Source organism: Massilia sp. CMS3.1 (assembly GCF_051262535.1).
Lineage (GTDB): Bacteria > Pseudomonadota > Gammaproteobacteria > Burkholderiales > Burkholderiaceae_D > Telluria.
Genome location: NZ_JBIMES010000009.1, coordinates 97,269 through 116,690 on the forward strand (window position 1 = coordinate 97,269; position 19,422 = coordinate 116,690).

Sequence of the window (19,422 nt, forward strand, 5' to 3'; positions counted from 1 at the left end):
CGCTTGCCCGGCACGGGTTGTTACTTTTTTTCGTCACATGTTGATTCCCCGAACGAGGGTGGCATGAGCACCAGCCGGCGCGCCTTCGCGGCCTGGCTGGCAGCGGCCGCATTGCTGCCAATGCCGGCCGCCGCCGCTCGACGCCGGCGCCGTGTCGCACCATTAAAAATGACACCGCTGATCAAACCTCCGCGCCTGCGGCCTGGCGATACCGTCGCCCTGATCGCGCCGGGCGGCTACGCCACCGAGAAATCGATCGCCAAGGCGCGCCGCAACATCGAAGCACTGGGGTTCAAAGTACGCGAAGGCGCGTCCCTGCGCGCAGTGCACGGCAACTACGCCGGCAGCGTACCGCAGCGCCTGGCCGATCTGCACGCCATGTTCGGCGACCCGGAAATCAACATGATCTGGCCGATCCGCGGCGGCTCCGGCTGCATCTCGCTGCTGGCCCACCTCGATTTCAAGCTGATCCGCGCCAACCCGAAAATTTTGTTGGGCTACTCGGACATCACGGCGCTGCACCTGGCCATCTACAAGCACGCGGGACTGGTGAGCTTCCACGGCCCGGTGGCGTCGTCGACGATGACGGATTATGCGATCGAGCACATGATGGCGGTGCTGACCGACCCGCAGCCGACGTACACGATTCCGATGGCGCTGGAAAACAGCCGGCGCGCGCTCGACAAGCCCCATTTCGCCATGCGCACCGTGCACGGCGGAACGGCGACCGGCCCCCTCATGGGCGGCAACCTGAGCCTGGTCGCAGCGCTGGCCGGCACGCCGTATGCGGCGGATTTTAAAGACAGCATCCTGTTCCTGGAAGAAGTCAACGAGGCGCCGTACCGGATCGACCGCTGGATGACCCAGCTCGATTTATCCGTCGGCTTGTCGACAGCGGCGGGCGTGATGGTCGGCATCTGCGAAGACTGCGGGCCGGAGCACGAGGATAGCTCGCTGACCCTCGACCAGACCTTGGACATCCACTTGCAGCCGCTCTCGGTTCCAGCCGTGACGGGCTACTCGATCGGGCATATCCGCGACCAGTTCACGATCCCGATGGGGATTCGCGCCACCCTCGATACCGAGCGGCAGACGGTGACGCTGCTGGAAAGCGCAGTCAGCTAGGCGCTTGTAAAAGGCTGGGGTCTGACATTCGGACACGAGCACAGCCATACTTTCAGCCCCGCCCGAACCTGGTAGTCGCTGCGTTTCAAAAAGGCATTGCCTGAATATTACGGCAGAGGACGTGTCCGAATGTCAGACCCCAGCTAGGTGAAGAGTCATGTACACGTAACCGTGCTGCTCGCCGTCGATACGAAACAGGTCGGGCAATTCGCCGGCAAAGGTAAAACCGCAGCGCTCATACAAGCGGCGTGCCGGCAGGTTCGATGACAGCACCTCGAGGTCGGCCCAATCGAGCGCAGCCTGCCCACGGGCCCAGTCGAGCGCAGTGGCCAGCAGGCGCTCACCCAATCCCTGGCGCCGAAAATCGCGGTGCACGCCCATGCCGAGCAGGCAGCGGTGGCTGGACGCCCGCTCGGGCCGCGCGCGCAGGTCGACGTGGCCGCAGATGGCGCCATCTCCATCGAGCGCCATCCAGGCGCGGCGCCAGCCGGGGGCGCCGACTCCCGCGCCCAGGCCGAGCGCAAACGCGGCGCGCTTGTCGACCGGGAAGCGCGAATCGGCGCGCGCCATCGGCTGGAACAGCGGCGTGCCGTCGCGGCCGTTGTCTTGCAGGTGGTCGTCGAGATAGACGAACAGGGCCGGCAGGTCGGCGGGCACGACGCTGCGGATCGTGGGTAAGGCGGCTGCGTGCACCTCAGAGCGCTCGTGCGATCAGGATTTTCTGGATGTCGCTCGTGCCCTCATAAATCTGGCAGACGCGCACGTCGCGGTAGATGCGCTCGATCGGGAAGTCGGACACATAACCGTAACCGCCGAAGACCTGCATTGCGTTCGACACTACGCGCTCGGCCATCTCGGAGGCAAACAATTTTGCCATTGCCGCTTCCTTCAGGCAGGGCAGTCCCGCGTCCTTCATCGAGGCCGCGTGCAGGATCAACTGGCGCGCCGCTTCGATCTGCATCGCCATTTCCGACAGGCGGAACTGCACCGCCTGATGTTCGAAAATCGGTTTGCCGAAGCTGGTTCGGTCCTTGGCGTAGGCCAGCGCTGCCTCGAAGGCTGCACGCGCCATGCCGACCGATTGCGAAGCGATGCCGATGCGCCCGCCTTCGAGGCCCGACAGGGCGATTTTATAACCCATGCCTTCTTCACCGATCAGGTTCGCGGCCGGGACGCGGCAATTCTCGAACACGATCTGCGCCGTGTCCGACGAATGCTGGCCCATCTTCTGTTCCAGGCCGGCGACGATGTAGCCGGGCGTGTTCACCGGTACCCAGAACGCGCTGATGCCTTTTTTACCCGCCGCCTTGTCGGTCACGGCCATGACAATCGCGACGTCGCCGTACTTGCCGCTGGTGATGAACTGCTTGGTGCCGTTGATGACGTATTCATCGCCATCGCGTACCGCGGTGGTGCGCAGGGCGGCGGCGTCGCTGCCGGTGTGCGGTTCCGTGAGTGCGAAGGCGCCCAGCAGTTCACCCTGCGCCAGGGGAATTAACCATTGCTGCTTTTGCGCTTCGCTCGCGTACATCATCGCGATGCTGCAGACCGGGCAGTTGTTGACCGAAATGATGGTCGAGATGCCGCCGTCGCCGGCGGCGATTTCTTCCAGCACCAGCGCCAGCGACACGTAGTCGAGGCCCGCGCCGCCGTACTGCTCCGGCACCGCCACGCCGAAGGCGCCGAGCTGGGCCAGTTCCTTCAGTTCGGCTTTCGGAAAGTAATGTTCCTTGTCCCAGCGGGCCGCTTGCGGGGCCAGGCGTTCCTGCGCAAAGCTGCGCAGGGCGTCGCGGATCATCTGGTGTTCTTCGGTCAGGATCATGGTGTCTCTTGTCTTGTTGACTTGTTATTCGGCTTACCAGGGAATCGGGTCGCCGTCGTGGTTCAGGAAAGTGCCGTTCGCGTCAGGCGTGATGCTTGCCAGGGTTGCGCGCAGGTCGCGCACGCTGTCTTCGACGTTCATGGCCGCGCTTGCACCGCCCATGTCGGTCTGGACCCAGCCGGGGTGGAAGGCGACGCAGGTGGCGCCTTGCGGGCCGAACGTCAGTGCCGTGTCGCGCAGTACGGAATTCAGGGCCGCCTTGCTGGCGCGGTACAGCGAGCCGATGGTGCTGTTGCGTGCGCCGATGGAACCCATGCGCGAGGACAGCACGCCGAGTTTGCCCTGCGCCGCGGCCACTTGTGGCGCGACGATCGGCAGCAGGCGCATCGCGGCCAGCACGTTGGTGTGCATCACGCTGTCGAAATCGTCTTGCGTGGGAAAGCCGTCGTCGCGCGGGCCGTACAGGCCGGCGACCAGCCAGGCGCTGTCGATTGTTTCGCCATCGAGCGTCAAGCCGAGGGCGGCGCTCGCGTCGGCGTGCGTGACGTCGAGTGCATGCGCTTCGGCGCCGAGTTGGCCCAGTTCGTCGAGGTCTTGCTGTTTGCGGGCGGTGGCGATCACGCGCCAGCCGTCGGCGCGGTATTGGCGCGCCAGCTCGCGGCCGATGCCGCGCGAGGCGCCGATGATCAGGGCAGTAGGCATGGTGTGACTCCGTCAGGTCAAACAGTGAATCGCGAACGTTCGCGGCGAAAATTACGTTTCGATTTCGTACGGTTGTACCGGGTGGGCTCAAGAGCCCACGCGGTACAACGCTTCCGGGTCGAAACGCACCCGGAGACCATCCAACTTACACCATCTCGATCGCCATCGCGGTCGCTTCACCGCCACCGATGCACAGGGCCGCCACACCGCGCTTGCCGCCGGTCTTCTTCAAGGCGCCCAGCAAGGTGACGACGATGCGCGCGCCCGAAGCGCCGATCGGGTGGCCCAGCGCGCAGGCGCCGCCGTGGATATTCACCTTGTCGTGCGGGATGCTTAAATCGCGCATGGCGGCCATCGGCACGGCGGCAAAGGCTTCGTTGATCTCGTACAGGTCGACGTCGCCAGCCGTCCAGCCGGTCTTTTTAAACAGCTTGTGCATCGCGCCGATCGGGGCGGTCGTGAACAGGTTTGGTTCCTGCGCGTGGGTAGCGTGGCCGATGACGCGCGCGATCGGCGTGAGGCCGAGTTTCCTGGCTGTTGACTCGCGCATCATGACCAGCGCCGCGGCGCCATCGTTGATCGACGAGGAGGACGCGGCGGTCACAGTGCCGTCCTTTTTGAACGCCGCACGCAGCGTCGGGATCTTGTCGATCTTCGCCTTCAATGGGCCTTCATCCTTCTCGACCACGATGTCGCCGCTACGCGAGGTGACGCTGACCGGTGCGATTTCCCAGTCGAACGAGCCGTCGTTGTTGGCGGCCTGGGCGCGTTTTACAGAGGTAATCGCAAAATGATCCTGCTCTTCACGGGTGAACCCGTACGAGGCCACGCATTCTTCGGCAAAGGTGCCCATCGAACGGCCTTCGCCGGTCTTTTCGTTGCGCGAATAGGCGTCTTCCAGGCCGTCGAACATCATGTGGTCGAACATCGGCGCGTGGCCGATGCGGTAGCCGCCGCGTGCCTTCGGGATCAGGTAGGGGGCGTTGGTCATCGATTCCATGCCGCCTGCGACGACGACGTCGGCGCTGCCGGCGAGCAGGGCATCATTGGCGAAGATGGCGCTCTGCATGGCCGAGCCGCACATTTTCGACAGGGTGACCGCGCCCGTGGAGAGCGGCAGGCCGGCTTTGATGAGCGCCTGGCGTGCCGGGGCCTGGCCCTGGCCGGCCATCAGGCAGTTACCGAAATAGACGTGCTCGACGATTTGCGGATCGACCCCGGCGCGCTCGACCGCGGCCTTGATGGCCACCGCACCGAGGTCGCTCGCCGTTTTCGAGGAAAAATCGCCCTGGAAGGCGCCCATCGGTGTACGGGCGGCGCCGACGATAACGACTGGATCATTCATGTGTTGGTTCTCCAAAAGGATGGCGCGTATGTAGATGAAGGCGCCGGGGTGGTAATCGGGTGGTGAAAACGGATGTGCTGCGGGTAAGGAAAAATGTCGTGTACTTCGCCTGCCAGGATGTGGTCCTTGTGGGCCTGCCACCAGGCGCGCGTCAACAGGTCCGCGTGGTGCTTCAGAAAATAGTGGCGAATCCTCGAATTTCCAAGCAGGAAACGGCCAAACTGCTCGGGAAATACGTCATGTTTCCCGATTGGGTACCAGGGCTCAGCCGCCATTTCCTCTTCCTCGTTGCGTGCCTCGGGAATATCGCGAAACACGCAGTCGGTGATGGCTTCGATCTCATCGTAATCGTAGAACACGACCCGGCCCTGGCGCGTGACACCGAAATTTTTATACAGCATATCGCCCGGAAAAATATTCGCGGCGACCAGGTCGCGGATCGCATTCCCGTATTCCAGAATGCCGTGTTCGATGCGCGCCTCGTCACCAGCTTTTTCGGCTTCGGTCAGGTACATATTCAGCGGCACCATGCGGCGCTCGATGTACAGGTGCTTGACGATGATGCGCTCGCCTTCGATCTCGACCAGCGAGGGCGCATGCCGGCGCAGTTCGGCCAGTAATTCTTCGCTAAAGCGCGCCAGTGGAAAGGCGACGTCCGAATATTCGAGCGTATCGGCCATGCGCCCGACCCGGTCGTGGTGTTTGACGAGCAAATACTTTTCTTTGATCTGCGCGCGCGTCGTGTCTTTCGGTGGCGGATAAAAATCCTTGATGACCTTGAACACGTACGGAAAGGAAGGCAATTCAAACACCAGCATGACCAGGCCGCGGATGCCGGGCGCACTGTGAAAACGGTCCGAGCTGTGTTTCAGGTGCTGCAGGTAATCCCGGTAGAACAGGGTCTTGCCCTGTTTTTGCAGGCCAAGCAGGGTGTAGATCTCGCTCTTGGGCTTGCGTGGCATCAGGCTGCGCAGGAATTCCACATAGGCCGAGGGCACTTCCATGTCGACCAAAAAATAAGCGCGCGTAAACGAGAACAGGATCCCGATCTGTTCCGGGTCGGTCAACACGGTGTCGAGCACGAGTTCGCCGCGCCGGTTGTGCAGCACGGGAATCACGAACGGGTAGTCGCGCGCGCCGTTGATGGCGCGGCCGACGATATACGCACCCTTGTTACGGAAGAACAGGTTCGACAGCACCTGGAATTGCTGGTTCGGCTCGGTTTGATGCAGGCCGAAGGTGTCGAGCATGCGTGCTTCTACCAGCGCGACGTCGCGATCGAGCGCGGCAAAAGGGCAGGCGAGCTGGAAATTGGTGACGATGCGTTTCACCGCAAAACGCAAGCCGTCGGCGGCCGGGTAGTACACGCGGTAGACCGGTTGCAGCTCTTCGGTATCGATGTACTCGGTCGAGATCACCGGACGCACGAAGATAAAATCGTTGTGGTAATAGGTACGGTGCAGGATGTGGCAGCTGACCGAATTGAAAAAGGTTTCGGCCAGTTCCGGCTGCTTGTGGCCGGACAGCAGGCCAATGTAGTGCAGCTTGATTTCGCGCCAGACGTGGTCCGCCAGGTCTTCGGGCGCGTAGTCGTCTTCCAGGGCGTGCACGGCTTCCTGCACGCGCTGGTCGTAATAGTCGATCCGTTCGCGCGCGGCGCGCTGGGCGACGGGCCAGTTGGCGGTCTCGAAATGGCGTTTCGCAGCCTGGCTGGCCTCGCGGAACAGGCGGTAGTGCTTGTCGAAGCCGTCCTGAATGCTGCGCGCGATGTCGAACGCGATCTGGGAAGACAGCAGTTTAGGGAACGCAACTTGTGTCATCGTTCGTCTCGCGCCTGGGTCTGGTGATCGGCTATTTTATTGCAATGCAACGATGGGATGTTGGGCGTCCGCTGGGGATGAAGCCCAACGGACGGTCGATGCCGCGTTCCCGGCGACGATTACATCGTCTCGCCAAACAACTCACGCCCGATCAGCATGCGGCGAATCTCGCTGGTGCCCGCGCCAATCTCGTACAGCTTGGCATCGCGCCACAGGCGGCCGACCGGATACTCGTTGATATACCCATTCCCGCCCAGGGTCTGGATCGCTTCGCCGGCCATCCAGGTCGCCTTTTCGGCGCTGTACAGGATGGCGCCGGCAGCGTCCTTGCGCAGGGCGCGAATCGCCGCTGCGTTGGTCGCGCGGTCGCAGGCCTGGCCGACGGCGTACACATAGGCGCGGCAAGCCATCATGGTCGAGTACATGTCGGCCACTTTACCTTGCATGAGCTGGAATTCGCCGATCGCCTGGCCGAACTGCTTGCGCTCGTGGATGTAGGGCACGACCGAATCCATGCAGGCAGCCATGATGCCGAGCGGCCCGCCCGACAGCACGGTGCGCTCGAAATCGAGGCCCGACATCAGGACATTGACGCCCTTGCCGACGCCGCCCAGCACGTTTTCGACCGGGACTTCGCAATCCTGGAACACCAGTTCGCCGGTGTGCGAGCCGCGCATGCCGAGCTTGTCGAGCTTTTGCGCGATCGAGAAGCCCTTGTAACCCTTTTCGATCAGGAAGGCGGTCATGCCGCGCGGGCCGGCTTCCAGGTCGGTCTTGGCGTAGACCACCAGGGTGTCGGCATCCGGACCGTTGGTGATCCACATCTTGTTGCCGTTCAGGACGTAATGGTCGCTACCCGAACCGGACTTCAGGTCGGCGCGCAGCTTCATGCTGACCACGTCGGAACCGGCGTTCGGCTCGGACATCGCCAGTGCGCCGATGTGCTCGCCCGAGATCAGTTTCGGCAGGTATTTGCGTTTTTGTTCTTCGCTGCCGTTGCGTTTAATTTGATTCACGCACAGGTTCGAGTGGGCGCCGTAGGACAGGCCGACCGAGGCCGACGCGCGCGAGATTTCTTCCATCGCCACGATATGGGCCAGGTAGCCCATGTTGGCGCCGCCGTATTCCTCGCTGACGGTAATGCCGAGCACGCCGAGTTCGCCCATCTTGCGCCACAGGTCCATCGGGAACTGGTCGGTGCGGTCGAGCTCTGCGGCGCGCGGCGCGATTTCAGCTGCCGCAAACTGTTGGACTGCTTCGCGCAGCGCGGCGATGTCTTCGCCATGGTCAAAGGTCAAGCCTGGAAGATGCAGCATGTCGTCCTCTCGGTGAACGGGTTGGCAGTGTAGATGGGCACTTTGCATGATACTCGTGTGTGACGTTAACGTAAACGTCAAGTAGCGGCTAGCAGAAGCCGGCCAGCTTCCCCGGCAATCAGGCGGCCTGGCTGGCGCCTGGCGGCGTGCTCTCGGCCAGCAGGCGCCGGCATTCTTCTTCGTGCGCGGAAATTTCCTCGAGCGCCATCTCGATGTCGGCGCGTTGCTGCTCGAGCGTTTCGCGCTGGTGCGACAGCACGCCGAGGAAGCGGTCGATCTGCGCCACCGTGTCTTTGGGGGATTCGTACATGTCGACGATGCTCTTGATTTCCGACAGCGTCAGGCCAAGGCGCTTGCCGCGCAGCGTCAGTTTCAGGCGCGTACGGTCGCGCGGCGTGTAGACCCGGTTGCGTCCGCCCACGCCTGCGCGGCTCGGGCGCAATAATCCCTGGTCTTCGTAAAAACGGATCGCACGCGCGGTGATGTCGAATTCGCGCGCCAGTTCGGCGATGGTGTAGGTCGTGGGCATGAAATGCGGCTGAAAGTGGCAGAGCGGAGAATCGCTTAGAATGTTTTCCGTTTACGTCAACGTCAACGTCGAACACATTGTAGCGCGCCCGCATAGCATCACTACGAAAGATTGTCGAACATGAATCCGCTCGAATCCCAGCTCGTTTATCCCTTCGCCGATGAATTGCCTGCCCCTGGCAGCGTGCGCGAGGTGGCGCCAGGGGTGGGGTGGCTGCGCATGGGGCTGCCGTTTGCGCTCGACCATATCAACCTGTGGCTATTGAAGGACGAGCGGGAAGGGCGCAGTGGATACACCGTCATTGATTGCGGCGTGGCAAACGACGCTACCCGCGCCAATTGGGAACAGGTGTTGGAAGGTCCCATGGGAGGCGAACCCGTGCTGCGCGTGCTGGCGACCCATTGCCACCCGGATCATGTCGGCCTGTCCGGCTGGTTATGCGACCGTTTTAGCGCGCCGTTCTGGACGACGACCGGCGAATTCGGCTTTGCGCGCATGATGGCGGCCGCCTTGCCGGGCGTCGATGGCCCTTCCGCGATTCCCCATTTCGAACGCCACGGCTTAGTGGACCCGGCCATGCTCGAGCAGATGCGCAGCCGCCGCAATTACTATCCATCGCTGGTGCCGAGCGTGCCCGCCGCCTATACCCGGCTGCAGGACAAGCAACTGGTCCCGATCGGGAATGCGCGCTGGCGCGTCATGACCGGCTTTGGCCACTCGCCGGAACATGCGGCGCTGTATTCGGAGGAACGCAATGTCCTGATCTCGGGCGACATGGTCTTGCCGCGCATTTCAACGAACGTTTCCGTGTTTGCCGTCGAACCCGAAGGCAACCCGCTGCAGCAATACCTCGATTCGCTCGACAAGTTCGCACAGCTCCCGGACGACGTGCTGGTGCTGCCCTCGCACGGCAAACCGTTCCGCGGCCTGCATACCCGCATCGCTCAGCTGCGCGAGCACCACGTGGCGCGTCTGGCCGAGGTGGAACAGGCGTGCCGGCTGCCGGTCAGCGCGATGGACATCGTGCCCATCATGTTCCGGCGCCAGCTGGACGCGCACCAGCTCAGCTTTGCACTGGGCGAGGCACTCGCACACCTGCACAAACTTTGGAATGATGGTATGTTAAGACGTGTAACTGGCGTCGATGGAATCATCCGTTTCCACCTGACCTGAACGATTCTTCGCCGGATCCGCCTGGGGCGTCCTGCCCACCCGCATCCTGTACAACGGCCATCGGCCGAACACGCGTGTCGCGCACGCGAAACAAATTTATTTCCGTACGTACACGAGCAAGATACATTCATGCATTTCGGAAATTCTATGGCATGATTCGCCTAACGCGCGGAAAATCTCTTCAATTTCCACTTCTTTGTTAAGTCATCGACCTGATGAATGTCACAAATGGGATGACAGCCCATCCACTGACGTTTGTAGTCGAGCATGAAAATAGTGCCATCATGAATTCCACGAACGAACGGGAGAGCTTTAGTGAGCGTCTCCAGCAAGCGCTGAAAAACGCACATTACTCACCGGACAGCCCGACCCGCCTGGCGCGCGAATTTAACATTCGCTTCGAAGGCCGTCCCATCACGGTGCATGCGGCCCGCAAATGGCTGGTTGGCGAAGCCATTCCGACCCAGGAAAAGTTGCGCATGATCGCCCAATGGCTGGGCGTGCCTGCCGACTGGCTGCGCTTCGGCGGTTCCGAAACCCCGGGTACGCAAGCCGAGGGTGGCGCCAGCGCGCGCTTCGAATCGGCCGACGTCAAGTTGATCGCCGACCTGCAGCGCCTCGACGAGCACCACCGGCAACTGGCACGCGAGTTCATCCGTATGCTAGTACGGTTGAACCACCAACCCCCCCTCAAGTAAGCCGGCGCCTTCTTCACGAAGGCGTTTCCGCTTACAAATTTTCTTCCGAGTCAGGCAGTACAAATTGTCTGGACTGGCGCATAATCGATTTCTCACAGCCGAGGATGTGCGCCAATGAAAAGCAATTACATGAACACTGCCCAGCTCAAAGAACTCATGACCGCGCCGCCGATGACGGCCGCGCGCCATGCGGAGGTGCTGCGCAAGCGCATCGCTCAGCGCCGAATGCTGGAAGAAGCAAGGGAATTGAAAAAGGCCGGCGACGGCGACTACATGATGAAGCGCTGAGCGCAATTGCCGTTCTAAGTGCTACGCATGCCGGACCAGCGGGGCGCGGCGGCATTCTCGATGTCGAGCAAATCCAGTACCCGGTCGAGTGTGTGGTCGACCATCTCCTCGATACTGGCCGGACGATGATAAAAGCTCGGCAGCGGCGGGAAAATAATTCCGCCCATCTCCGTCACCGCCGTCATATTTCGCAGATGCGCCAGGTTCAACGGCGTTTCGCGCACCATCAGCACCAGGCGCCGCCGTTCTTTCAAAATGACGTCGGCCGCGCGTGCGACCAGGTTATCCGCCAGGCCGTGGGCCACAGCGGCGAGCGTCTTCATCGAGCAGGGCGCAATCACCATGCCATCGGTCTGGAACGAGCCGCTGGCAATCGACGCACCAATTTCGCGATGTTTATGGACGACGTGGGCCAGGGCCTCGACCTCGCGCCTTTGCATCCCGACTTCCTGATGCAGGGTCAGGGAGGCCGCGTCGGAAACCACAAGGTGGGTCTCGACGCCCGGGACGGCGCCCAGCCGTTCCAGCAGGCGCACGCCATAGACCGCGCCGGTCGCGCCGGTGATGCCGACGACGATCCGCCGCGGACGTTGGTCAGGCATTTTTCGGGAACATCGCCTGCAGTTCGCCCGACGCGTACATCTCGTTCATGATGTCGGTGCCGCCGATGAACTCGCCATTCACGTACAGCTGCGGCACGGTTGGCCAGTTCGAGTAATCCTTGATGCCCTGGCGCACTTCCGGATCTTCCAGCACGTTGACGGTGGCGATGTTATCGACGCCGCAGGCTTTCAGGATCTGGATGGCGCGGCCGGAGAAGCCGCATTGCGGAAATTGCGCGGTGCCCTTCATGAACAGCACGACCGGGGTGTTGGTCACGGTGTCTTTGATCCAGGTTTGTACGTCGCTCATGTGCTTGCCTTCGGTGGGAAATGGGGGATGGCGCCATTCTATAAGAAATCGACCGCGGCGGTGCAGTGTGCAAGCGCCCGCTTGCGCGGCTGGAGAGGCCTGCGAATGCGGTATGATCGCCCGGTTTCTCTCGTACCAACTATTCAGGAACCGTTCATGCAACAACGCCCCAACGCCGCGCCTTCGGCGGGTTTCAATTTCGTGCTGGTTGCCGTGCTTGGCTTTATCGGCATCTATGACATCGTCAGCGGCATCACGCGCGATGGCGCCGGTGTCGTCATCACCGGCCTGGCGTTGACGATCTATGCGGCCGTGCTGCTGCGCGACGCGCTCCACATCAGCAAGACCGGCCAGGCGGCGATGTCGCGGGCCAGCATGAACCGCATCGGGCTGGCCTGTTTGGCGCTGTATGTGTTCGGCGTGCTGGTCAAACGCGTGCCGGAGATGGCGCAGTTTTTTAGTTGAATCGGCAATCAACACCTGCGCCTGTGCGCCCTGCGCGTCAAACTGCGCAGATCACGGCTTACTTGCGCAGCTTGGCAAACGCCGCCGCCATCACACCGCCCGTATCCTTATCGCCCGGGCGTTCCTGGCGCCCATGCTGGGCCACGCGCTTGCGGTCATCGCGGTCGCCACGTTGCTGCGGCTGCGCACCCGGCTGCGGCGCCGAATCCGTCAGGCGCATCGTCAGCGCAATGCGCTTACGCTTCGGATCGACTTCCAGCACTTTGACTTTGACGACCTGGCCCGCCTTCACCACCGTGTGCGGATCCTTGACGAAGGTAGTCGAGAGGGCCGAGATGTGCACCAGCCCATCCTGGTGCACGCCGATGTCGACAAAGGCGCCGAAGGCCGCCACGTTGGTGACGACGCCTTCCAGGATCATGTCCGGGCGCAGGTCGCTGATCTCCTCGACGCCTTCCTTGAACGTGGCGGTCGTGAACTCCGGCCGCGGGTCGCGCCCCGGCTTTTCCAGCTCTTTTAAAATGTCGGTCACGGTCGGCACGCCGAATTTTTCGTCCGCATACCTGGCCGGATTCAAGGTCTTGATCAGGGCGCTGTCGCCGACCAGCGCCTTCATGTCGCGTTTGACGTCGGCCAGGATCTTTTGCACCACCGGATAGGATTCCGGGTGCACCGCCGAAGCATCCAGCGGATTCTCGCCGCCCATCACGCGCAAGAAGCCGGCGGCCTGCTCGAAGGTCTTCTCTCCCAGGCGCGGCACGGCCTTCAAGGCCGCGCGCGAGGCGAACGCGCCCTTCATGTCGCGGTAGCTGACGATGCTCTGGGCGACACTTGACGACAGGCCGGACACCCGCGCCAGCAGCGGCGCCGAGGCCGTGTTCACGTCGACACCGACCGCATTCACGCAATCCTCGACCACGGCGTCGAGCGAGCGCGCGAGCTGGGTCTGCGACACGTCGTGCTGGTACTGGCCGACGCCGATCGACTTCGGATCGATTTTCACGAGTTCGGCCAGCGGATCCTGCAGGCGGCGCGCAATCGAGACAGCGCCGCGGATCGACACGTCCATGTCGGGCAGTTCGCGCGAAGCGAATTCGGACGCTGAATACACGGACGCACCGGCTTCGGAGACGACAATTTTCGTCAGTGTCAGTTCCGGTTTCGCCTTGATCAGATCCTGCGCCAGTTTATCCGTCTCGCGCGAGGCGGTGCCGTTGCCGATCGAGATCAGGGAGACATGGTGTTTCGCCGCCAACTGGCCGAGCACATGCAGGGAACCGTCCCAGTCATTACGTGGCTGGTGCGGGTAGATGGTGGCGGTGTCGAGGACCTTGCCGGTGGCGTCGACCACGGCCACTTTGACGCCGGTGCGCAAGCCGGGATCGAGGCCCATGGTGGCGCGCTGGCCGGCAGGCGCGGCCAGCAGCAGCGCCTTCAAATTGCGTGCAAACACGTTGATGGCGTCGAGTTCCGCTTTTTCGCGCAGCGCGCCCATCAATTCGGTCTCGATGTACATGAAGCTTTTCACGCGCCAGGTCCAGCGCGCCGTGTCGAGCAGCCATTTGTCGGCCGGACGGCCCGCACCCTTGATGCCGAAACGGGCAGCGATGCGGCTTTCGCAGGGATTGTGCGGCGCATCCCATTTTGGTTTTTCCGCTTCGGTGTCCAAGCGCAGCACGACGTCGAGGATGCCTTCGCGGCGGCCGCGCATCAGCGCCAGCGCCCGGTGCGACGGAACGCTGGCCAATGGCTCGGAATAGTCAAAATAATCGGCGAACTTTTCACCTTCGTCCTGTTTGCCTTCGACCACTTTCGACTCGACCACGCCGTGCTCGCCCACATACGCGCGCAGGGCTTGCAGCAGCGTCGCGTCTTCGGCAAAACGTTCCATCAGGATCTGGCGCGCGCCGTCAAGCGCCGCTTTCGTGTCCGGCACGCCCGGGTTGTTGACGCCGTCGGCATTGCTGAACGCATCGCGCAGGTAGTTGGCGGCTTCTTGTTCCGGATTGCGCGATGGGTCGGCAAGTAAATCGTCGGCCAGTGGCGCAAGACCGGCTTCGACCGCAATCTGCGCCTTGGTACGGCGCTTTTGTTTATATGGCAAATACAAATCTTCGAGGCGGGTCTTGTCTTCGGCCAGGGCGATCGACTGCAGCAATTCCGGCGTCATCTTGTTCTGTTCGGTGATCGAGGCGATGATCGCCGCGCGCCGCTCTTCCAGCTCGCGCAGGTAGCGCAGGCGCTCTTCCAGCAGGCGCAGCTGGATGTCGTCGAGTCCGCCTGTGGCTTCCTTGCGGTAGCGCGCGATGAAGGGGACCGTGGCGCCCTCGTCCAGCAGGGCGATGGCGGCGGCGACTTGCGCCGGCTTGGCGGCCAGTTCGATGGCGAGGCGTTGTTCGATGGAAGGCAGCATGGGGCAAAAATCCGTGAGTCAGGCGGGCAGTGTTACGCAAATGCGAAGGAAGCGCCAGTCTTGACAGCGGATTCGCACCAACGTCTTTTTTGAAAGCCGGCAATATGCCATGATGCGGAGGCCAGTCTTTCACAACGTAAACATTTCTCGGCAACGTGAGATTCCGAACAAAACTGAAGTGCCCGTATGAGAGATAATGGCGTTTGTTGTTTTTTTTCATACAGGTTCAAGGACCCAATGCACACAGTTGATTACCCACGCGAACACGCGGACGATGCCCCGGCACCGCGTGCGACGCCGGCACGCGCGCCCGCACTGCCCGCACCGGTAGCGACTTGGCTGCAACGGGTCGAAGCGGCGGCGCATCCGCAACCGAAGCTGAGCGCCGATGTCCCTGATCCGAAGGCAATCCAGTACAAGTTCGTGTATGTGATGGCGCCGACCAGTGGCGGGCGCCACGTGGCCATCTGCCTGTGCAAGGCGCGCCTGCGGCCGAATGGTGATGTCGCCGCCGCCAGTCCCGTGAACGAAGTGTTTTCCTTACTGTCGGCGCCGCCCGCCTACCTGGAAGGCGAAGACGAAGACCTGGTGCGCTTCTTCATCGCGATGCGCAGCGGCTCCTCGCAAAGCACCAGCGCGACCGAGCCCAAGGGCAAAGTGGGCGCCATCCTGCTCGATTTATTGCTGCGCCAGGGCAAACTGTTGTGGGCAAATTCCTGGGCCGACATGGCGAATGGCCTGGTCTATCCGCTGCAGGGCGGGCCGACCCGGCAAGCCAATCTCGCCTGGCGCGACGAAGGCCGCGCGGCGAAACTCGGCTGGTCGGTGGAACCGACGAACGGCGCGAATCACCCCGGCGCCGACCTGATCGACTACATGCTGCCGACCGATCCACCCTGGTATATCGATAATCTGTCCTGCGGCCCTTTGAGCCTGAACCGCGGCGGCGTCGACATCTCGCTGGCCGAATTGCAGGCGCTGGTGGCACAAGCCCCCGTACTCACCGGCAACGACAAGAAACGCGTTTCGCAACTGCTGCTGGCGCATGGCTTGCAGGAACTGATGCCGCTACCGCAGCCGCTCACCCAGCGCCTGCGCAGCGATGTCAAGCCGCAACCGTTCCTGCTGCTCGACGCGGCGACGCTGGCCGACACCGGTACCCAGCGCTGGCATGATTTCGCCGTGCTGTCGTTCGATTACGACGGCCAGCGCGTCTCGTTCGACCCGTCGCAGCGCGTGGTGCGCCAGATCGGCGACGTCACCGAAATCATCGAACGCGACACCGTGGCGGAAAGCCAGGCGCTCGACACACTCGCCGAACTGGGTTTTAAAAAGCCGGCGACCACGCCCCTGTCGGCCGTGGCCGGCGCAGTGCAGCTGGAGAGCCAGGCGCACTGGCTGCGCTTTGCCGAAAGCGACCTCGACGCACTGTCGGACGCCGGTTGGCACCTGCAGAAGTCAAACAAGTACCGCTACGACGTGGTGCCTGTGGAGGACTGGTATGCCGAGATCGACGAGCCGGAAGAAGCCGGTAAAGCCTGGTTCGAGCTGGAACTGGGCATCGTCGTGAACCGCAAGCGCGTGCCGCTGCTGCCGGTGCTGGTGCAGATGATCCGCAACGCGCCGATGGATTTCGATCCGGCCGTGCTGGCCGCCCATGGCGAAACCGACCAGATGCTGGCGACCTTGCCGGAAGGCCTGCGCGTCGCCCTCCCATGGTCGCGCGTAAAACCGATCCTGGCGACGCTGGGCGAGCTGTATTTCAACGACAAGATCAAGCACCGCGTGCGCCTGTCGACGCTCGACGCGAGCCGGCTGGAAGAACTCGCGCGCGGCCTCGAGATGCGCTGGTTCGGCGGCGAACAGCTGCGCGAGACCGGCCGTAAACTCAGCCAGTTCGGTTCCGTCAAAAAGGTGGCGGCCCCCGCCGGCCTGCAAGCGACGCTGCGCGACTACCAGCTCGATGGCTTGTCGTGGATGCAGTTCCTGCGCGAATACGACCTGGCCGGCATCCTGGCCGACGACATGGGTCTCGGCAAGACGGTGCAGACGCTGGCGCACATCCTGACCGAGAAAGAGGCCGGCCGCCTGACCAGTCCGGCACTCGTCATTGCGCCAACCAGCCTGATGACCAACTGGCAGGAAGAAGCCGCGCGCTTCACCCCGAGCCTGCGCGTGCTGCTGCTGCAGGGCAAAGAGCGCATGGACTTGTTCGACCAGATCGAACAGGCCGACATCGTGCTGACCACCTACGCCTTGCTGCCGCGCGACGAGGAAAAGCTGCGCGAGCACCACTATCACCTGGTAATCCTCGACGAATCGCACTACATCAAGAACACCCGCTCGAAGGCGGCGCAGACAGCCGGTTCGCTGGACGCGAAGCACCGCCTGTGCCTGACCGGCACGCCCCTGGAAAACCACCTGGGAGAATTGTGGTCGCAGTTCCACTTCCTGCTGCCCGGCCTGCTGGGCGAGGAAAAAGCTTTCAATACCCAGTTCCGCCATCCGATCGAGCGCCAGGACGATCCGGTGCGGCGGATGTTATTAAATCGCCGCATCCGACCCTTCCTGCTGCGCCGCACGAAAGACAACGTCGCCAAGGAACTGCCGCAAAAGACGGAGATGGTGCGCCGCGTCGAACTGACCGGCCCCCAGCGCGATTTGTACGAGACCGTGCGCCTGGCGATGGACAAGAAAGTGCGCGAGGAAATCGACCGCAAGGGCGTGGCGCGCAGCCAGATCGTGATCCTGGAAGCCTTGTTGAAACTGCGCCAGGTCTGCTGCGATCCGCGCCTGGTGAAAACCATGCCGTCGAAGAAAAACACGGCGGCGATCTCCGCCAAGCTGATCGACCTGATGCAGATGGTCGACGATTTGTTGGAAGAAGGCCGCAAGATCCTCGTGTTCTCGCAGTTCACCAGCATGCTGGCGCTGATCGAAGAGGAACTGACGGCGCGCGGCATCCGCTATGCGATTCTCACCGGCGAGACGCGCGACCGTTCGGCGCAGGTGGCCGCGTTCCAGCAGGGCGCGGTGCCGATCTTCCTGATCAGTTTGAAGGCCGGCGGCGTCGGCCTGAACCTGACCGCGGCCGACACCGTCATTCACTACGATCCGTGGTGGAACCCGGCGGCGGAAAACCAGGCCACCGACCGCGCTTGGCGCATCGGGCAGGACAAGCCGGTATTCGTGTACAAACTCATTGCGAAAGGCACGCTGGAAGAAAAGATCCAGCTGCTGCAACAGAAAAAGTCGGAACTGGCGAACTCGATCCTGGCGGAGGGCGAGTCGCAGAAGATGGCGCTGACGCAGGAAGATTTACAGGCGATCTTCGCGCCGCTCGAAGAGCAGTAAGATGTTGTGCAGGCCCCCCCATGCCCGCTTCACGCGGGCATTTTTTTCGCGTTTATCCGCAGTTGTCATGTACGGCGAACAACATTCGGAAAAAACCGGCATCGCTGTGGAAGATATTGAACAATATTGTAAATACAAGATATTCAATCAGGTATTAGCGACAAGGCTACCTGTACAGAGTGGCACTGGCGGCGATATACTCTTCTGTGGCTTGCGTTCCGGCCCGATGAGCTTCCCCTATGATTGGAAGGTGTTCCGATGAACCGCAGCGCCAGCAACGACTGCTCGGCTAGCGCCAGCCTGGCGTTGGCCGAGCAGTTCCGTGTCATCGCCGAAATCGGCGGCGACATCGCCTTCAGCATCGACTGCGCCAGCGGCCAGCTGCGCTATGTCAGCCCTTCCATCGAACAACTGGTCGGGTATACCGCGGCCGAAGTGGCAGCCGGGATTGGTCCCGGGGCGAATGGCCCGCTGGCGGCGCTGTGCCTGGGATTGCCGGAGCGTATGCGGCGCCTGCGCGCGGGTGACCGCAGCCGTCTGCGCCTGGTGCGCGAAGCCGAATTTTACGGCGCCTACGGCTATCCGGTGCCGGTCGAGATCATCTCTTCCTTGCTGTGCGGCGAAGATGGCCAGCCGCAGGCGCTGGTCGGCCTGGTGCGCGACCTGTCGCCGCGGCGCCTGCGCGAAGCCGAGCAGAAGCGCTTCGCGAGCATGCTGAACCATGAATTCCGTACACCCTTGTCGACCATCGACGGCGCCATCCAGCGCCTGGAGGCGACCTGCGTCCAGGCCGACGAGCCGACACGTGCCCGCTACCGCAAGATCGCGCTGGCGACCGACCGCCTGATCGGCATGCTCGACGACTACCTGTCGCCCGAGCGCATGGCCGGTATCGGCAGCGAACGCCAGCCGACCTCGCTGGCGCCGCGCGTGCTGCTGGAGGAGGGCCAAGATCAACTGCGCGCAGCGGGACGCGTGGCCAGCATCAAGTCGCACGAGCTGCCCGCAAGCTTGCGCTGCGAGCCGGAAGGCCTGCGCCTGGCGCTGAAGGTATTGATCGACAATGCGATCGCCTATTCGCCACCAACTTCACCGGTCGTGTTGCAGGGGCGCCTGGCGGCCAGCGGCATCGAACTGGCGGTGCGCGACCACGGCCCCGGCGTGCCGCAGGACGAGCACCTGCGCGTGTTCGACAAGTTTTATCGCGGCCGCAATGCCGACGGCATGCCGGGCAGCGGCCTGGGCCTGTACATGGCGCGTTCGATCGTCGAAGTGCATGGCGGCGTGCTGAGCCTGGTGACGCCGGCCGGCGGCGGCGCCGAGTTCCGCATCTGGCTGCCGGTGGCTGGTGCGGCGAAGCACCTTGCGCGCCGGGCGGCCAGCCCTGATAATCCGGCGCCGGCCGGGACAACGGCGCCGGTAATGGCCCTGCCACCATCTGGCAACACCTGAACAACAAG

General features: G+C 62.8%; 18 protein-coding genes. 8 read left to right on the top strand and 10 right to left on the bottom strand.

The features are described from left to right. Positions 1-63: 63 nt before the first annotated feature. Positions 64-1,125 carry a S66 peptidase family protein gene (locus ACHAC9_RS15775; protein ID WP_435761024.1) on the top strand — a complete coding sequence of 354 codons (1,062 nt, stop codon included), beginning with the start codon at positions 64-66 and terminating at the stop codon, positions 1,123-1,125. Between the two features lie 132 nt (positions 1,126-1,257). Here the strand turns inward: ACHAC9_RS15775 and ACHAC9_RS15780 are convergent, their stop codons facing one another. The 7 genes from ACHAC9_RS15780 to ACHAC9_RS15810 form a co-directional block, all read right to left on the bottom strand. After that, a complete protein-coding gene (locus ACHAC9_RS15780) occupies positions 1,258-1,818 on the bottom strand; it encodes an N-acetyltransferase family protein (RefSeq protein ID WP_435761026.1) in 561 nt (186 codons plus the stop codon). Position 1,819: 1 nt separating this feature from the next. Further along, on the bottom strand, positions 1,820-2,947 hold the full coding sequence (locus ACHAC9_RS15785) for an acyl-CoA dehydrogenase family protein (protein WP_435761028.1): 1,128 nt from the start codon (positions 2,945-2,947) through the stop codon (positions 1,820-1,822). A gap of 33 nt (positions 2,948-2,980) precedes the next feature. Continuing rightward, positions 2,981-3,649 carry an SDR family oxidoreductase gene (locus ACHAC9_RS15790; protein WP_435761030.1) on the bottom strand — a complete coding sequence of 223 codons (669 nt, stop codon included), beginning with the start codon at positions 3,647-3,649 and terminating at the stop codon, positions 2,981-2,983. Between the two features lie 145 nt (positions 3,650-3,794). Next, entirely contained in the window at positions 3,795-4,994 is a 1,200-nt protein-coding gene (locus tag ACHAC9_RS15795; RefSeq protein WP_435761032.1) for an acetyl-CoA C-acyltransferase, read from the bottom strand. Then, positions 4,991-6,814: a bifunctional isocitrate dehydrogenase kinase/phosphatase gene (aceK, locus tag ACHAC9_RS15800; RefSeq protein WP_435761034.1), complete on the bottom strand. Its 1,824-nt coding sequence runs from the start codon at positions 6,812-6,814 to the stop codon at positions 4,991-4,993. Before aceK ends, ACHAC9_RS15795 begins: the two co-directional genes overlap by 4 nt. 119 nt (positions 6,815-6,933) lie before the next feature. Next, complete coding sequence (locus ACHAC9_RS15805; protein WP_435761036.1) at positions 6,934-8,130, bottom strand: isovaleryl-CoA dehydrogenase; 1,197 nt, start codon at positions 8,128-8,130, stop codon at positions 6,934-6,936. A gap of 118 nt (positions 8,131-8,248) precedes the next feature. Then, entirely contained in the window at positions 8,249-8,659 is a 411-nt protein-coding gene (locus tag ACHAC9_RS15810; protein ID WP_435761038.1) for a MerR family transcriptional regulator, read from the bottom strand. A 120-nt stretch (positions 8,660-8,779) separates the two neighbouring features. Between ACHAC9_RS15810 and ACHAC9_RS15815 the strand changes: the two genes are divergently transcribed. From ACHAC9_RS15815 to ACHAC9_RS15825, 3 genes are all read left to right on the top strand, one after another. Continuing rightward, the gene (locus ACHAC9_RS15815; RefSeq protein WP_435761040.1) at positions 8,780-9,832 is read left to right on the top strand and encodes an MBL fold metallo-hydrolase; all 1,053 of its coding nucleotides are present in this window, start codon (positions 8,780-8,782) and stop codon (positions 9,830-9,832) included. A gap of 284 nt (positions 9,833-10,116) precedes the next feature. Then, positions 10,117-10,530, top strand: coding sequence for a hypothetical protein (locus tag ACHAC9_RS15820; RefSeq protein WP_435761042.1), 414 nt, complete (start codon positions 10,117-10,119; stop codon positions 10,528-10,530). A 114-nt stretch (positions 10,531-10,644) separates the two neighbouring features. Continuing rightward, positions 10,645-10,818 carry a hypothetical protein gene (locus ACHAC9_RS15825; protein ID WP_435761044.1) on the top strand — a complete coding sequence of 58 codons (174 nt, stop codon included), beginning with the start codon at positions 10,645-10,647 and terminating at the stop codon, positions 10,816-10,818. A 14-nt stretch (positions 10,819-10,832) separates the two neighbouring features. Here the strand turns inward: ACHAC9_RS15825 and ACHAC9_RS15830 are convergent, their stop codons facing one another. Then, positions 10,833-11,420, bottom strand: coding sequence for a UbiX family flavin prenyltransferase (locus ACHAC9_RS15830; RefSeq protein ID WP_435761046.1), 588 nt, complete (start codon positions 11,418-11,420; stop codon positions 10,833-10,835). Continuing rightward, the gene (grxD, locus tag ACHAC9_RS15835; protein ID WP_435761048.1) at positions 11,413-11,730 is read right to left on the bottom strand and encodes a Grx4 family monothiol glutaredoxin; all 318 of its coding nucleotides are present in this window, start codon (positions 11,728-11,730) and stop codon (positions 11,413-11,415) included. Before grxD ends, ACHAC9_RS15830 begins: the two co-directional genes overlap by 8 nt. A 156-nt stretch (positions 11,731-11,886) precedes the next feature. On the opposite strand from grxD, the gene ACHAC9_RS15840 reads away from it, so the two are divergent. Then, complete coding sequence (locus ACHAC9_RS15840) at positions 11,887-12,195, top strand: hypothetical protein (RefSeq protein ID WP_435761050.1); 309 nt, start codon at positions 11,887-11,889, stop codon at positions 12,193-12,195. 58 nt (positions 12,196-12,253) lie between these two features. On the opposite strand, the gene ACHAC9_RS15845 is transcribed toward ACHAC9_RS15840, so the two are convergent. Then, entirely contained in the window at positions 12,254-14,608 is a 2,355-nt protein-coding gene (locus ACHAC9_RS15845; protein ID WP_435761052.1) for a Tex family protein, read from the bottom strand. A gap of 237 nt (positions 14,609-14,845) precedes the next feature. Between ACHAC9_RS15845 and ACHAC9_RS15850 the strand changes: the two genes are divergently transcribed. The 3 genes from ACHAC9_RS15850 (at position 14,846) to ACHAC9_RS15860 (ending at position 19,414) form a co-directional block, all read left to right on the top strand. After that, entirely contained in the window at positions 14,846-17,962 is a 3,117-nt protein-coding gene (locus tag ACHAC9_RS15850) for a DEAD/DEAH box helicase (RefSeq protein ID WP_435761054.1), read from the top strand. 67 nt (positions 17,963-18,029) lie between these two features. After that, positions 18,030-18,224, top strand: a complete 195-nt coding sequence (locus tag ACHAC9_RS15855) for a hypothetical protein (RefSeq protein ID WP_435761056.1) — start codon at positions 18,030-18,032, stop codon at positions 18,222-18,224. Further along, entirely contained in the window at positions 18,221-19,414 is a 1,194-nt protein-coding gene (locus ACHAC9_RS15860) for an ATP-binding protein (RefSeq protein WP_435761058.1), read from the top strand. Before ACHAC9_RS15855 ends, ACHAC9_RS15860 begins: the two co-directional genes overlap by 4 nt. The last annotated feature ends 8 nt before the right edge of the window (positions 19,415-19,422 follow it).